This window comes from Mesorhizobium sp. M1322, assembly GCF_040318085.1.
Lineage (GTDB): Bacteria > Pseudomonadota > Alphaproteobacteria > Rhizobiales > Rhizobiaceae > Mesorhizobium.
Genome location: NZ_JAMYLP010000113.1, coordinates 1 through 15,085 on the forward strand (window position 1 = coordinate 1; position 15,085 = coordinate 15,085).

The window sequence follows — 15,085 nt, forward strand, 5'->3', positions numbered from 1 at the left end:
CACTACAGGGGGAAAACTGTAACCCATGTATCCGGTTCAAAGTGTTACCCATCTATCAACTGGACACCGGCAGGCAGATGAGGGGCGGCGCCGACTTCGACAATTGATCCTCTCCATCATCTGCCGTGGCGGGCTGGCCTACTTGGTGTTTTCCAGCGCGTCGACCGTCTCCTTCAGCTTCTCGTCCGGGATCTCGACTTTGGCCTCGGCGCGCAGCGACTTGACCAGCGCGATGTACTTATCGCGGATGACCGCCTGGCGGGCCTGGTCCTTGACCTGGTCGAAGGCCGGCGGCTGCTTGGCGCGCTTGTCCTCGACCTGGATGACGTGCCAGCCGAACTGCGACTGCACCGGCTGCTCGGTGTATTTGCCGACCGCCAGCGCGAAGACCGCCTTGTCGAACTCCGGCACCATCTGGCCGGGCCCGAACCAGCCGAGATCGCCGCCGCTGGTCTTGCCGCTCGGATCGCTGGTGCGCTCGTTGGCGAGTTTCTGGAAATCGGCGCCGCCGTCGAGCTGCTTGATGATCGCGTCGGCCTCTTCCTTCGACTTCACGAGGATGTGACGGGCATGCACCTCGTTTCTCGGCGGTGTGTTGGCGATTTCCTGGTCGTAGCGGGCGCGGACCTCGGCATCCGTGACCTTGCCGACGACATCCTTCTCGACCATTTCGCCATGCAGGGCGCGCTGCTGCAGGAACGCCATGCGGCGCTGGAAGTCGGGATTCTTGTCGAGGCCGGTGGTGACCGCCTGGGCTGCCATGACCTTGATCTCGATCGCCGCCGAAAGTGCTGCGGCGCGGCGCTGTTCGGGCGGCATCTGCGCGAACTGCTGCGACAGCTCGCCTTCGGCAAGCGCAAGGTCCGCCTCGGTCAGCGTCTGGCCGTTGATCGTGGCGACCACGGCGTTCGGATCGACAGGTGCTGCCGGCTGGGCGGGGGCGGCCGGCTGGGCCGGGGCTGGTTGGGCAGGCGCGGTGTCCTGCGCCATCAGTGGCGACAGCGACAGGGCCGACAGCCCGAATGCCAGGCCGAGGCTGGTGAGCGACGCGCGGCGGAACAATAAGGACATTCGATTAACTCCAAAGGGGATAGCTAGAGCGGGATGGCTTCCAGACCAGCCGGATTGTGGCGGAATTTGGCACGGTCGTCGGGGCGAGCGCGCCGTTGACATCGATTGAGCCCCCTCTTATCTGTCCAACGACTTTGCGTCCAGAACCGTTTTCCGGGCGCTTTTTGCGTTTGTCCGCGTTTCACGTGGATTTGATGGGGCCGCCGGCACCCGTCACAACGACTTGGAATGCTATCGAAAGGACCATTGAATGGTCAGTTTTGGCGGTCTCGCCCGTAAGGTTTTCGGCTCCTCCAACGATCGCCGGGTCAAGTCGACCCGACCGCGCGTCGAAGCGATCAACGCCATGGAAAACGAGATGCGGGTGCTCTCCGACGCCGAGCTGACGGCCCGCACGGAAAAATTCCGCCAGGACGTCGCCAACGGCGCCAGCCTCGATGATCTGCTGGTGCCGGCCTTCGCCACCGTGCGCGAGGCGGCGCGCCGCGTGCTCGGCATGCGCCCGTTCGACGTCCAGCTGATCGGCGGCATGGTGCTGCACAATGGCGGCATCGCCGAGATGCGCACCGGCGAGGGCAAGACGCTGGTCGCCACGCTGCCGGTCTATCTCAACGCGCTCGCCGGCAAGGGCGTCCATGTCGTCACCGTCAACGACTATCTTGCCACGCGCGACTCCGAATGGATGGGCCGCGTCTATAAATTCCTCGGCCTTACCGTCGGCGTCATCGTCCATGGCCTGTCCGACGAGCAACGCGCCGCCGCCTATGCCGCCGACGTCACCTACGCCACCAACAACGAGCTCGGCTTCGACTACCTGCGCGACAACATGAAATTCGAGCGCGCCCAGATGGTGCAGCGCGGCCACAGCTACGCGATCGTCGACGAGGTCGATTCCATCCTGGTCGACGAGGCGCGCACGCCGCTGATCATTTCCGGTCCGCTCGAGGACCGCTCGGAAATGTACAACACCATCGACGCCTTCATGCTGAAGCTCGAGCCGGCCGACTATGAGATCGATGAGAAGCAGAAGACCTCGATCTTCACCGAGGAGGGCACCGAGAAGCTGGAGAACCTTTTGCGCGACGCCGACCTGCTCAAGGGCGAGTCGCTCTACGACGTCGAGAACGTCGCCATCGTCCACCACGTCAACAATGCCCTGAAGGCGCACCAGCTGTTCCAGAAGGACAAGGACTACATCGTGCGCAACGGCGAGATCGTCATCATCGACGAATTCACCGGACGCATGATGCCCGGCCGCCGCTATTCGGAAGGCCTGCACCAGGCGCTCGAAGCCAAGGAGCATGTGGCGATCCAGCCGGAGAACCAGACGCTCGCCTCCGTCACCTTCCAGAACTATTTCCGCCTCTACAAGAAGCTCGCCGGCATGACCGGCACGGCGCTGACCGAGGCCGAGGAATTCGGCAACATCTACAATCTCGACGTCACCGAGATCCCGACCAACCTGCCGGTCATCCGCATTGACGAGGACGACGAGGTCTACCGGACCGTCGAGGAGAAGTACAAGGCGATCGTCAAGGAGATCAAGGAAGCCCGCGCCAAGGGCCAGCCGACGCTGGTCGGCACCACTTCGATCGAGAAATCCGAGCAGCTCGCCGCGCGTCTGCGCAAGGAAGGTTTTATGGATTTCGAGGTGCTGAACGCCCGCCATCACGAGCGTGAGGCGGCGATCGTCGCCCAGGCTGGAAAACCCGGCGCCATCACCATCGCCACCAACATGGCCGGCCGCGGCACCGACATCCAGCTCGGCGGCAATGCCGACATGCGCATCGCCGAGGAGCTTGGCGAGATGCCGGCCGGCCCCGAGCGCGAAGCCAGGGAAAAGGCAATCCGCGACGACGTCGCCCGGCTGAAGGAAAAGGCGCTCGCCGCCGGCGGCCTTTACGTGCTCGCCACCGAGCGCCATGAGTCGCGCCGCATCGACAACCAGTTGCGCGGCCGCTCAGGCCGCCAGGGCGATCCCGGCCGCTCAAAGTTCTTCCTGTCGCTGCAGGACGATCTGATGCGCATCTTCGGCTCCGAGCGCATGGACGGCATGCTGCAGAAGCTCGGCCTCAAGGAAGACGAGGCGATCATCCACCCGTGGATCAACAAGGCGCTGGAAAAGGCGCAGAAGAAGGTCGAGGCGCGCAACTTCGACATCCGCAAGAACCTGCTGAAATATGACGACGTCTCGAACGACCAGCGCAAGGTGGTGTTCGAGCAGCGTCTCGAGCTTATGGACGGTGAAGGCCTGTCCGAGACCATCGCCGAGATGCGCGAGGGCGTCATCGAGGAGATCGTCGCCAAGGCTATTCCCGAAAACGCCTACGCCGAGCAGTGGAACGTCGCCGGCCTCAAGGCCGAGGTCGCCGAATTTCTCAATCTCGACCTGCCGATCGAGGACTGGGTCAAGGAAGAGGGCATCGCCGAGGACGACATCCGCGAGCGCATCAGCCAGGCGGCCGAGACTGCCGCCAAGGAACGTGCCGAGCGCTTCGGCCCCGACGTGATGACCTATGTCGAGCGCTCGGTGGTGCTGCAGACGCTCGATCATCTGTGGCGCGAGCACATCGTCAACCTCGACCATCTGCGCTCGGTCGTCGGCTTCCGCGGCTACGCCCAGCGCGACCCGCTGCAGGAATACAAGGGCGAGGCGTTCGAGCTGTTCCAGGCGATGCTAGGCAATCTGCGCCAGGCTGTCACCGCGCAGTTGATGCGCGTCGAACTGGTCCGCCAGGCGGCCGAAGCGCCGCCGCCCGAGGCGCCCGATATGTTCGGCAGCCATCTCGACGGTACCACTGGCGAGGACGATTTCGGCGAGACCGGGCTTCTGGTTCGCCAGGAGACCAACGCCATCGTCGCCCCCGAAAACCGCGACCCGAACAACCCCGCCACCTGGGGCAAGGTCGGCCGCAACGAGGCCTGTCCGTGTGGGTCGGGGAAAAAGTACAAACACTGCCATGGGGCGTTTGCGTAAGCTTTCCTTCGCCCCGTTCATGGGGAGAAGGTGCCCAAAGGGCGGATGAGGGCGCCGGCGATTAGCCAATCTCCCCACCTGAGGGGAGATATCAGGCGGCCAGAGGGGGCGCTGTCCCGCCGACGTTCCCGTTCTACGCCGCCTTCAGCCGCTCCATTTCATCCTCAAACTCGAATTTCAACTGCGCGGCTTCTTCCTCCGGCAGCCAAAGCACCATCTGTGGCACGATCTTGCGGTAGAGCCGAGTGCTGTCCTCATCCCAAGGCAACGTTTCCGCGCCGCGCGCCTCGGCGATAAGCTTGTGCAATCGCGCGCGCACCCTGTCTGGATCGCCATGATAATAAACGGTCGGCGCATCTTCATCGAACAGCTCGGACTGTTCTTCGGCGCCAAAAAGGTCGAGTTGATTTCTTGCCATGTCCACGGATGCAAGGTTTCGATTCTGATCGGACTATGACTCATCTCGTTTCGTGAAGCGACCACCAGCGATCGCTTATCCCCGAGCGCTTCCAGCGCCTGAGAACCAGCACGAAGAAACCGCCTGTACTTTTCTCCGCACCTACGCCGCCTTGCGCGCAGCAAATTTGCCGCCTGAAAGCGGTGTCACCCGGCCATAGCGCGCCAACGTGAGAAGCACTTGCGCCACGCGCTGCTCGATCTTCTTTCCGCCCCCCTTGAACGCGCGGGAGATTGCGGCGGCGTCGAGCGGGGTGGTACTCGCCGAAAGCAGCGCTTCCACGGCCAGAGGCTGCTCGTAGCGGTCTTTGGGAAAGACCGGCTTTCCAGTATCGATCGCCGCCACTTTCTCGCCGAGGTCGAGTTCGCCAGTTTTCGCCGCAGCACCCTTGGCGAAACGCGGAATCTGATAGTCGGGCCGCAGCCAGCGCACATGGCCCGTCGCTTCTTCTACAGCGCGTTCGGCGTTCAGGGCCACCAGCCGTTCCAGAATCTGCTCTTCGGAAAGGTCCGTCGGCCAGCCATAGGCCTCTTCCGTCAAGCGATCGATCGTCTCGTGTAGTTCCTCAAGGATCAGCACCAGCCCGCGCCGCTTGACCTCCTCGTCGTTATCCGACAGCGTGCTTCCAAGCTTCAGCTTTTCCAGCACGTTGTAGAGCCCGGTCAAAGTCAGATCGGTGTGCTCGGCGAGCACTTTTTTCCGCAAAGTGTCAAGTTCTTCGCCGGCTTTGCAAAGCTCCCGTTTGAGATATTCGGAGGGATCAGGAAAAGGGAACGGGTCGAAACAGCTTGATTTGATAAAGCGCGGTCTATCTTCAAGCGTGGACGAATTAGCAGCGAACCACTGCTCAAAAATCCGCGACGACAGTGTCGCCAGAATAAATCCAGTTGGCTCAGCGAAACACATAAGTGCGTCATCCGGCAGGAATTCAGCATCAACAAATAAAAAGAAACGATACTTCTGAGTGACAGGCGTTACTGCATAACGATCTATGTTTTCGAGAGCAGGCCTAATATCGCCGCGTGGCTCGCCAAATACCCACCAATTTTCCCTGTAAGATTCTCTCCGATTCCATTCTCTACCTAGCCGATCGCCATTTTTATTTCTTCTTGGGACACCCTTGTCATCGTAGTCATATCGAACTCGAGAAAGAAGATGCTGATAAATTTCCGGATATTCGTCCCGGACTTTTTCGGATGGCAGGCCAAAAAGGTCAATGACCATAGCGTTGCGCGAATGACCAGTCAGGTCACGGCCGTTGAGATAAGGACGAACGTGACGTTCAAGCCCCGGACGCCTGCCAAGACCCAGAAGCTTAGCTTCGTTTTGTGATACGATAAAACCTGAGCCGTGAAGCTTCACACCCGGTGAAGCAATACCCTCGTTGGCCAACAACGGAACGGTTTTTGTAACATTGATTCCAACGCTCAAATGTTTGACTGATTGAATTAGTCGTCACGAGCCCAAAACGTCTCAATGGCGTTTTCTTTCGAGTCAGTAAGTCGGCGGCGCGGTCCCACCAGTACATAACAAAATCGGCACTTTCATTGACGTGCTTATGAACGGCCCAAAGTGCCTCAGTGTATCCGTTACCAAATCGTTGCCGAAAAAACTTTGATCCGATGAAAGGCGGATTTCCCACGATAAACTCAGCCTCTGGCCAGTTCGGCCGCCGTGCATTGGGAAATGTCTCGATCCGCTTGCCGTCCTTCTCGACGATCATCGGAACTGGATAGCCATCCCAGGTAAGCACGGCGTCATAGCCTTCGCGACGGCCAAAATTGATATTCTTGAAGGCGCGCAAAATCGGCTCTGAAGGGTGGCCTGTCCGGGTGCGGTAGTGCTGCTGCAAATAGCCGATCCACACCACCAGTTCGGCGATTGCCGCTGCGCGCGGGTTGAGTTCCAGTCCAAGAAACTGATGCGGGTCAACCGTCTCGCGCTCCAGCCCAAGGCTTTCGTTGAAGCCGAGGCGAGCCAGCGTCTCCAGTACCTCGCCTTCCAGCTTCTTCATCAGTTCGAGGCTGACATAGAGGAAATTCCCGGTGCCGCAGGCCGGGTCGAGGACGCGCGTCAGACAAAGCTGATGATGGAAGCCTCGCACGATCTCAATCGCCTTGGCATCGTCGCGTAGATCCTTGGCGGCCTCCGCCTTGGTCAGAGCCCTTTGCCAGTCGTCGCGCAGCGGCTCCATCACCGTAACCTCGACGAGCCGCTGCACATAGGCGCGCGGCGTGTAGTGTGCGCCGAGCTTCTTGCGCTCGCCCGGCTCCAGCGCCTGTTCGAGCAACGTGCCGAAGATCGCCGGATCAACCTCCGTCCATTTTGCCTTTGACGCCTGCAGCAATTCGCCGATTTCTTCGCGGCCGAGTGGGAAAGCGCGCGCATTCTTGAACAGATTGCCGTTGAAATACCGAAGCTCAGTGCGGAACGCTGAAAAGAAGCGCTTTTTCTGCTCGGGTTCGTCCATCTTCGCCCATAGTTCCTCGATCAACGGTACGAATGCTGAGGGCGATTTCACGCAATCGTCCAGCAGTTGTGTGAACGATCCCTTCGGCAGCAGATCCACGTCCTCCGCGAACATGGTGAAGATGCAGCGCATAAGGAAATGCGCCACTTCCTCGGCTGGATGGTTTTTCTCCAGCGCCTTGCTGACTTCCGCCAGCCGCTTGGCGATCTCGCGCGTCACTCGCGCCGATTCCTTTGCCGGGTCGAGGCTTCTCGGATCGGTCCAGATACGCGCGAAAAGCTCACGCGTTTCCTTATGTCTTAGGTCGTCCAGGTAGACGCGAAATCCCTTGCGGTCGGGAAACTGGCTATAGGCGCGACCGGTGCCGGAGAAGTCGGCGAAAATCTCGAAAGCGTTGCCGACGTCACAGGCGATGATGAAAGGCGGCGCGGGGTGGCTAGCGTCGAGCAGGTAGACATACTCTTCCGCCTGCTTGCGCGCGTTCTGCATCATCACGTCCCAGCCGCGGGCAACGCTGCGCTTGCCGAGGTGTTCAGGTTCGTCGGCAAACAACACACCCTGCCCCGGAATGGCGTTCTTCGCTCCCGGCAGCCGAGACTGCTTGGCTTCGAGTATGAAGCAGCTTTTCTTGTAGAGATCGATTCGCTTGGACGATGAGATTTCGTCGCTGGCGCGCCGTCGTACCGCGCGCTCGAACGCATAGTCATTGTGTTCGCGTTCTGCGCCAGAAGGTTCGGGACGTGGAACACCGATCACGTCGCAGAATTCGGACAGGAACATCTGGTAGTTGGCGCGCTCCGCGCCGCCTTCCCGAGCCGTCCACCTATGAAGAAATTCTTCGACTTGCACGCGTTCCCCCGCTGGTAGGCGAGAAAACCAGAATTCGCATTTAACAGCAACCGCGCATTGGCGTTGATGCTCTCGACAGGACCGCGTCCTGTTTGCCCACAGCGCAAACCTTCATAGGCCGGCGCCGCCCCTCATCCGCCTGCCGACACCTTCTCCCCGTATAGCGACGGGGCGAAGGAAAGCTCACCCAACCGTTTCTTAATGTGTTTTCGCTAGACCCGGACCCGAAGAAGAAGCGGAAAACGGAGTGTGATCAGGGTGCGCTTTTCCGCGGCGACGACAGCCGGGCGGTTCCTGCCGCAGCACCTTGCGCTGCGCGTAAAGCCGCTGCTTGGCCGCATCGATGCCGTGCTGTTCACCGCCGACGAGCGCGGCGAAGCCAGCCGTATGTCGCTGATCGCCTTTTCGATCCGCATCGTCAGCGCCGTCATCGCCTTCGTCAGCCAGGTGCTGATGGCGCGCTGGATGGGCTCGTTCGAATACGGCATCTTCGTCCTCGTCTGGGTGACCATGGTCATCGTCGGCAACCTCGCCTGCCTCGGCTTCCACACCTCGGTCATCCGCTTCATTCCCGAATACCGCGAGCGCAACATGCTGGCCGAACTGCGCGGCATCGTGCTGACCAGCCGCCTGTTCGTACTGGTTGCCTCGACGGCGATCGCTGGTCTCGGCGCGCTCGGCGTCTGGCTGCTCTCGCCCTTTATCGAAAACTACTATGTCGTGCCGTTCATTCTCGGCCTCATCTGCATGCCAATGATCGCCATGTCCGATCTGCTCCAGGGGCTAGCGCGGGCCGCCTCCTGGGCGCTGTTTGCGCTGGCGCCGACCTATCTGGTGCGGCCGGTGCTGATCCTGGCTCTCATGGCGCTGATGCTTCTGGTCGGCTTTGCGCCCGACGCCAGGACCGCGATCTTCGCCTCGATCGCCGCCGCCTATGCCACCACGCTCGCTCAACTCATCGGCGTCACCGCGCGCATGGACAGGAATATCCCGGCCGGGCCGACGAAGGTGCACTTCGCGCAGTGGTTCCTCGTGTCGCTGCCGATCTTCCTGGTCGAGGGCTTCTTCTTCCTGCTCACCAATGCCGACGTGCTGATGGTCGGCGCCTATATGAACCCCAACGACGTCGCCGTCTATTTCGCCACGGTGAAAACGCTGGCGCTGGTGCATTTCGTCTATTTCGCGGTCAAGGCGGGCGTCGCCCAGCGCTACGCGCAATTCACCCATGGCGAGCCGGAAAAGCTCGCCGCCTTCGCCCGCGAAACGGTGTCGTGGACGTTCTGGCCGTCGCTGCTGATGGCGCTGCTGGTGCTGGTGCTGGGCGAGCCGATGCTGAGCCTGTTCGGGCCTGAATTCGTTGCCGGCTATCCGCTGTTGTTCCTGCTGGTCTTCGGCGTCGTCGCCCGCGCCGCCGTCGGCCCCTGCGAAAGCCTGCTCACCATGAGCGGCAACCAGAACATCTGCGCCGCCGTCTACGCCATGACGCTGGCCTTCAACATCGGCCTCAATCTGGTGCTGATCCCGCTTTTCGGCCTGTGGGGCGCGGCGATGGCCACCGCCTTCGCCATGATCTTCGAGGCCGGCGCGCTGTCCTTCACGGTGTGGCGCAGGCTCGGCATCGTCATGGTCATTTTCGTAGCCGCCGAAGGAGCCGCATGATGGTTGCCATCCCGTTGCTCGAGGAAACCAGCGGTGGCCCGGCCGGCGCCATGGTGTCCGGCCTCGCCGGGCTCGCCCGCGAAGCCGACCCCGCCCATATCGAGCTCTTGGCCAACGACCGGCCCGAGCGCAAACTGGCCGTCTACCCGGCCACCGCCGGCTTCGACCTGGTCGAGGAGCTCGACTATCTCTGCACTCGCACCATCGAGCCCAACGTCTTCTTCAACCCGCGCTTCCTGGCGCCCGCCATGCCGAGGCTGGAAGACCGTGAGGTGCGGCTGGCGGTCATCCGCGACGGCGACGAATACCGCAACCGGCTGCGCCTGCTGGTGCCGTTCTCGGTGGAGCGGCCGGCGGTGCCGCTCGGCGTGCGGGTCATGCGCACATGGTCGAGCCCGTTCGGCCCGATCGGCACGCCACTGGTCGACCGTGACGATCCCGTCGGCGTCATCGAGGATTTCTTCTCGATGCTGTCGCGGCCGCATCTCAAGCTGCCGAAAGTCTTGGTGCTGCCCGACATCCGGCTCGACGGCCCGGTGGCCAGCCTGCTGGCGACGGTCGCCGAGACGCGTGGCCTGACGCTGGTCACCACCGGCAAGGCAGAACGCCCGATGCTCGAAAGCGAGATCGACGGCGATGACTATCTGAAGGCCTCGCTGCGCTCGCACCATTATCGCGAGTTCCGCCGCCTGAAGCGCCGCCTCGCCGACCTCGGCCGGCTGGAGCATCTGGTGGCGCGCGGACCGGAAAATATCCGCCATGCCATTGAACGCTTCCTGACGCTGGAAGCAGCAGGCTGGAAAGGCCGCGAGCGCACCGCCATGGCCGTCGACCGCTACCGCGCCGCCTTCGCCCGCGAGGCCGTGCACCGGCTGGCCGAACAGGACCTGTGCCGCATCCATTCACTGACGCTCGACGACCGCATCATCGCCAGCCTGATCGTCTTTGTCGAGGCCGGCGTCGCCTACACCTGGAAGACGGCCTATGACGAGACGCTCGCCGCCTATTCGCCGGGCACGCTGCTGATGATCGAGGTGACCAGGCAGCATCTCGACGACCCCAACATCATGATGACCGATTCCTGCGCCGTGCCCGACCATCCGGTGATGAGCCGGCTATGGACGGAGCGCCGGCCGATCGGCACTCTGGTCATCGGCCTGACGCCGGACGCCGACCGCCTCGCCCGCCAGGCGGCGTCGCAGCTTCACCTCTACCGCGAAACCCGCAACATGGCGCGCCTGCTGCGCAATCGGATGAGGAGCTTGCTGGGACGGCGGTAGGCTTGGTGGTGCTGCTGGTTCCTCGACACAGTGATTTTGAGAGATCGGGGGATCGGCAGCGAACGTCGATAATTCCTGTCAGTGGCAAATCGCAACCCTCTAGGATTAGCCGAAACACCTCTCCACTTCGTCATCCCAGGGCGAAGCAAGGAGCGAAGCGACGCGGCGCAGACCCTGGGATCCATGCCGTTACGTGAGAGCGCTGCTGCGGTACAGGACCTTTAATGCCGAGGGACAGCGCCCCCCTCTGTCCTGCCGGACATCTCCCCCACAAGGAGGGAGATTGGCAGCTTCAGCGCTCCGCTCGCTCCTGCGACGGTAGCGGTTCGCGAAGCCGGTGGTGACGGCCGATCTCCCCACAAGTGGGGGAGAGGCGCGAAGGATCGCTACGGAGCGCTTTTATTCTGAGCCGCTGCATTCCTCAGCAGGCGTAACGGCATGGATCCCTGGGTCTGCGCCGCGTCGCTTCGCTCCTTGCTCCGCCCTAGGATGACGAAGACGCGGGGGGCTTACGGCTAATCGCCAGCGTCAGAGATGGCGGCTGCAGGCCGGTCGGCAGTGGCCGTCGACGGTCCCTTCAGGCTCAGTTGAAGAACCAAATCCCCTGGTGGACCTAGGTCATGAGGGTTAATTCTCCCGACCTGCGGAAAGGATTAGCATCGGCGATCGGCCGCGCAACCAGATCATCGCCGCCTTGCACGGCCAGAACAAAAAACTGGGAGGAATGCATGACGAAAACAACGCACTTCAGGCGCCGCAGTATTCTCGCTTTGGCTGGCCTCATCGGCGCCTGCCTGACCGCGGCTACAGGTCAGGCCGCCGAGCCCGACAAGGCCGAGATCGAGGCCCTGAAAAAATCGCTATCGAAGTACGAAGACTACAAGGCCGGCATCCGCGACCTCTATCTGTCGACGGTCGGATGCGTTTATTACAGCGGCGAAAAAGTGGCTGGCGCTATGGATTACCCTAAGGGCGCGATGGGCATTCATTTCGTCAACGTCGGGAGCGTCAGCCCGACACCAGATCCGACGCGCCCCAATGTCCTCATCTATGAGCCGGTCGACGGCGGCTTGCGCCTAGTGGCCGTGGAATGGCTTGTGCCGTTGACGCCCGACACCAAGGAGCCGCCGAAACTCTTTGGACAGACGTTCCAGGGGCCGATGGAGGGACATTATCCGCTTATCCCGGTGGAGTTCTACCATTACGATCTTCACGTCTGGCTGTTCAAGGACAACCCGCTTGGAATGTTCAGCCCGACGAACCCGGACGTGAAATGCGACAATTACGCGTTTCCGATGCCGGAGCAGCCGACCAAGATGGTGCCAGGGCCGATGTAATAGCGAATTAGGGCTACGGTGTCCGATCTAATCAGGAAGGACCGGACTGGCCTTCAATTGAGGTTATCCCAGGGTGCGCCTGGGATGACCTCCCACCGAGCTTCCAAGGTTTCTCGGGTGGGAAATGGTGCCCCTAGCCGGGGAGCAAAAATTGAACTTTTTCAACGCTCAATTTCGAAAGTGGGACAGAATAGGCCTTTCAAGATCCTTATCTTTTTCGTCGAGATTGTCTCACCGAAACCTAGCTAGGACAGGACCTCTTCGATGCCTGACCGGGACCCATCGATAGCGATCGACCGGCTAACTTGCGCGGCAGCCAGCTACCGACAATACGGGCTAAGGTCTTAGGGAAATGGATGGCCGGGCCTTTGAAGAAAAAGAAACTGGGGAAGCGAGCGCGCCGTGGTAAGCCCATCGCACAGGTTGCCGCTTTGCCTTATCGCCGCGCTGCAGACGGAGACACTGAAATCTTGCTGCTAACGTCTCGGCAAACGGGCCGCTTCATCTTGCCCAAGGGGTGGCCGATGAAGGGTCGACCAGACTGCGAGGCTGCAGCTCAAGAGGCGGGTGAGGAAGCCGGAGTAGTGGGCACTTTGCATGAGCAATCCGTTGGCAGCTTCCATTATTGGAAGCGATTGAAGGACACGTTTGTCCCGGTAACCGTTGAAGTATACCCGCTTCACGTGCAGCAGGAGCTGGATGAATGGAAGGAGCAGAAGTATCGAAGACGGGCCTGGCTTAAGCCGGATCAAGCAGCACTCCTGGTCGATGAACCTGAGTTAGCTGCCCTACTAGAATCTATAGCGCCTGAACTGGCTCATTTCTGAACGCTACAGGATAAAACATGCTCAATTGGTTTCGTGCGCTTATGCCCCGCGAGGACAAGTTCTTCGACCTGTTCGAGCGGCATTCCCGCATCCTCGTCGCCGGCGCCGAGGCGCTGCAGAAGCTGCTCGATGGCGGCGAGAACGTCGAGCGCCATTGCCGTGAGATCGTCGAGCTCGAGGACCAGGCCGACGTGGTCACCCGCGAGGTGCTGCTCGCCGTGCGCAAGAGCTTCATCACCCCTTTTGACCGTGGCGACATCAAGGACCTGATCCAGTCGATGGATGACGCCATCGACATGATGCACAAGGTGGTCAAGATGGTGAGGCTGTTCGAGCAAACGAGTTTCGAGCCTCGCATGCGCGAGATGGGCGCCGTCATCGTCGAGGCCGCGCATCTGACCGCCGAGGCGATCCCGCTGCTGGAAAAAGTCGGCGCCAACGTCACACGGCTCGGCGCCCTTGCCGAGGAGATCACCAAGGTCGAGGAGCGCGCCGACGGGCTGCACGACGCAGGCCTGAAGGAACTGTTCCAGCGGCACGGCAGGACCGACGCCATGGCGTGGATCGTCGGCAGCGAGCTCTATGGCCAGCTGGAAAAGGTGGTCGACCGCTTCGAAGACGTCGCCAACGAGATCAGCGGCATCGTGATCGAGAACGTTTGAGCGGATGGACCCGACTCTCGCCTTTCCGCTTCTCGTCGGCCTGATCGGCGTCGCTCTGTTCTTCGATTTCCTGAACGGCCTGCATGACGCTGCGAACTCCATCGCCACCATCGTCTCGACGCGTGTGCTGCGCCCGCAATATGCGGTCTTCTGGGCGGCCTTCTTCAATTTTATAGCCTTCATGTTCTTCGGTCTCCACGTCGCCGAGACCATTGGCAGGGGCATCGTCAGCGCCGACATCGTGACGCCGCAGGTCGTGTTCGCGGCGCTCGTAGGCGCAATCGCCTGGAACATCATCACCTGGCTCTACGGCATACCCTCGTCGAGCTCGCATGCGCTGATCGGCGGGCTGGTCGGCGGGGCTGTCGCCAAGGCGGGAAGCGTCGCCATCGTCTGGTCGGGGCTGCTGAAGACGGTCGCGGCCATCGTGCTGTCGCCGCTCACCGGCTTCGTGCTGGCTCTGGTGCTGATACTCACCGTCTCCTGGATTTTCGTGCGCCAGACGCCGTTCGCGGTCGACAATACCTTCCGCACCCTGCAATTCGTGTCGGCGTCGCTCTATTCGCTCGGCCATGGCGGCAATGATGCGCAGAAAACGATGGGCATCATCGCGGTGCTGCTCTACTCGCAGGGCATGCTCGGGGGCGAGTTCTATGTGCCCTTCTGGGTGGTGATCACCTGCCAGGCAATGCTGGCGCTAGGCACGCTGTTTGGCGGCTGGCGCATCGTCCACACGATGGGCTCGAAGATCACTCGGCTCAATCCGATGCAGGGTTTCTGCGCCGAGACTGGTGGCGCGATCACGCTGTTTGGCGCGACGTGGCTCGGTATTCCGGTCTCAACTACGCACACCATCACCGGCGCCATCGTCGGCGTCGGAGCGGCACGGCGCATCTCTGCCGTCCGCTGGGGCATAGCCGGCTCGATCGTGATCGCCTGGGTCATCACCATGCCCTCTACGGCGCTGATTGCTGCCTGCTGTTATGGAATCGTGGCACTCTTCAGTTAATGCGGAGCCCGGAAGTTTGACTGACGATCGCGAAGGTCGACTGCTGCCGCTGCGCGAAGATCAGCTTTGGAGAAGCGGTCAGAAGGTCGCGAAATGGCGCAATCGAGGCGACCCGTGCTTTTAACCGCTCTGCACGCGGAAGAAGCCGTTGGAGGACTAAACTAGGATGGGTGGAAACTTGCCGTATGCGCGCCTGTCGGAACGACGTGATTGCGGCAAGGAGCGGACGTCGCCCCGCCTAAGCGGCTTGCTCACTCTAGCGTCGGGGCGGTCCGCAGACCGTTGAATCGAAATCGCTACGAAGCCCACGGGCAGACCTTAGCCTCCCGCGCTGAGCATTTCGATGATTGTTAAATCCAAAGAATCACCACAGGACGGTGGCCGTCGAGCGAGTTTTCAGCAGCCCATTTCCGCAGCCTATTAATGTGCAACTTGGGAAGCTGCCGACATCAATTCCTCGGGATTCGGCGCTCTGAAGGTGTTGAGG

11 protein-coding genes are annotated in these 15,085 nt (G+C 61.4%); 7 read left to right on the forward strand and 4 right to left on the reverse strand.

Annotated elements, in window-relative coordinates; translation table 11 throughout:
• Positions 1-138 precede the first annotated feature (138 nt).
• A complete protein-coding gene (locus NKH12_RS27040) occupies positions 139-1,071 on the reverse strand; it encodes a peptidylprolyl isomerase (protein ID WP_352955952.1) in 933 nt (310 codons plus the stop codon).
• Positions 1,072-1,321: 250 nt separating this feature from the next.
• Between NKH12_RS27040 and secA the strand changes: the two genes are divergently transcribed.
• Positions 1,322-4,048, forward strand: coding sequence for a preprotein translocase subunit SecA (secA, locus tag NKH12_RS27045; protein ID WP_352955953.1), 2,727 nt, complete (start codon positions 1,322-1,324; stop codon positions 4,046-4,048).
• A 133-nt stretch (positions 4,049-4,181) separates the two neighbouring features.
• Here secA and NKH12_RS27050 read toward each other — a convergent pair whose 3' ends face one another.
• The 3 genes from NKH12_RS27050 to NKH12_RS27060 form a co-directional block, all read right to left on the reverse strand.
• On the reverse strand, positions 4,182-4,466 hold the full coding sequence (locus tag NKH12_RS27050) for a hypothetical protein (RefSeq protein WP_352955954.1): 285 nt from the start codon (positions 4,464-4,466) through the stop codon (positions 4,182-4,184).
• A 141-nt stretch (positions 4,467-4,607) separates the two neighbouring features.
• Positions 4,608-5,867: a DNA methyltransferase family protein gene (locus tag NKH12_RS27055; protein ID WP_352955955.1), complete on the reverse strand. Its 1,260-nt coding sequence runs from the start codon at positions 5,865-5,867 to the stop codon at positions 4,608-4,610.
• Positions 5,821-7,824, reverse strand: a complete 2,004-nt coding sequence (locus NKH12_RS27060) for a type IIL restriction-modification enzyme MmeI (protein WP_352955956.1) — start codon at positions 7,822-7,824, stop codon at positions 5,821-5,823. Before NKH12_RS27060 ends, NKH12_RS27055 begins: the two co-directional genes overlap by 47 nt.
• Before the next feature lie 258 nt (positions 7,825-8,082).
• Here NKH12_RS27060 and NKH12_RS27065 point away from each other — a divergent pair, with 258 nt between their 5' ends.
• The 6 genes from NKH12_RS27065 to NKH12_RS27090 all read left to right on the forward strand — a co-directional run bounded on the left by NKH12_RS27065 (position 8,083) and on the right by NKH12_RS27090 (position 14,598).
• Complete coding sequence (locus NKH12_RS27065; RefSeq protein WP_352955960.1) at positions 8,083-9,483, forward strand: lipopolysaccharide biosynthesis protein; 1,401 nt, start codon at positions 8,083-8,085, stop codon at positions 9,481-9,483.
• Positions 9,483-10,763 (forward strand): GNAT family N-acetyltransferase, encoded by a 1,281-nt coding sequence (locus NKH12_RS27070; RefSeq protein ID WP_352955961.1) that lies wholly within the window; start codon positions 9,483-9,485, stop codon positions 10,761-10,763. Before NKH12_RS27065 ends, NKH12_RS27070 begins: the two co-directional genes overlap by 1 nt.
• 728 nt (positions 10,764-11,491) lie before the next feature.
• On the forward strand, positions 11,492-12,100 hold the full coding sequence (locus tag NKH12_RS27075) for a hypothetical protein (RefSeq protein ID WP_352955957.1): 609 nt from the start codon (positions 11,492-11,494) through the stop codon (positions 12,098-12,100).
• Between the two features lie 368 nt (positions 12,101-12,468).
• Positions 12,469-12,927, forward strand: a complete 459-nt coding sequence (locus NKH12_RS27080) for an NUDIX hydrolase (RefSeq protein WP_352955958.1) — start codon at positions 12,469-12,471, stop codon at positions 12,925-12,927.
• A gap of 17 nt (positions 12,928-12,944) precedes the next feature.
• Entirely contained in the window at positions 12,945-13,589 is a 645-nt protein-coding gene (locus tag NKH12_RS27085) for a DUF47 domain-containing protein (protein ID WP_352955959.1), read from the forward strand.
• Between the two features lie 4 nt (positions 13,590-13,593).
• Positions 13,594-14,598: an inorganic phosphate transporter gene (locus NKH12_RS27090; RefSeq protein WP_287241873.1), complete on the forward strand. Its 1,005-nt coding sequence runs from the start codon at positions 13,594-13,596 to the stop codon at positions 14,596-14,598.
• Positions 14,599-15,085 lie beyond the last annotated feature (487 nt).

Coding starts and splice junctions, on each gene's coding strand:
- NKH12_RS27040 (WP_352955952.1), bottom strand. CDS start 1,071: ATGTCCTTATTGTTCCGCCGCGCGTCGCTCACCAGCCTCGGCCTGGCA.
- secA (WP_352955953.1), top strand. CDS start 1,322: ATGGTCAGTTTTGGCGGTCTCGCCCGTAAGGTTTTCGGCTCCTCCAAC.
- NKH12_RS27050 (WP_352955954.1), bottom strand. CDS start 4,466: ATGGCAAGAAATCAACTCGACCTTTTTGGCGCCGAAGAACAGTCCGAG.
- NKH12_RS27070 (WP_352955961.1), top strand. CDS start 9,483: ATGGTTGCCATCCCGTTGCTCGAGGAAACCAGCGGTGGCCCGGCCGGC.
- NKH12_RS27075 (WP_352955957.1), top strand. CDS start 11,492: ATGACGAAAACAACGCACTTCAGGCGCCGCAGTATTCTCGCTTTGGCT.
- NKH12_RS27085 (WP_352955959.1), top strand. CDS start 12,945: ATGCTCAATTGGTTTCGTGCGCTTATGCCCCGCGAGGACAAGTTCTTC.
- NKH12_RS27090 (WP_287241873.1), top strand. CDS start 13,594: ATGGACCCGACTCTCGCCTTTCCGCTTCTCGTCGGCCTGATCGGCGTC.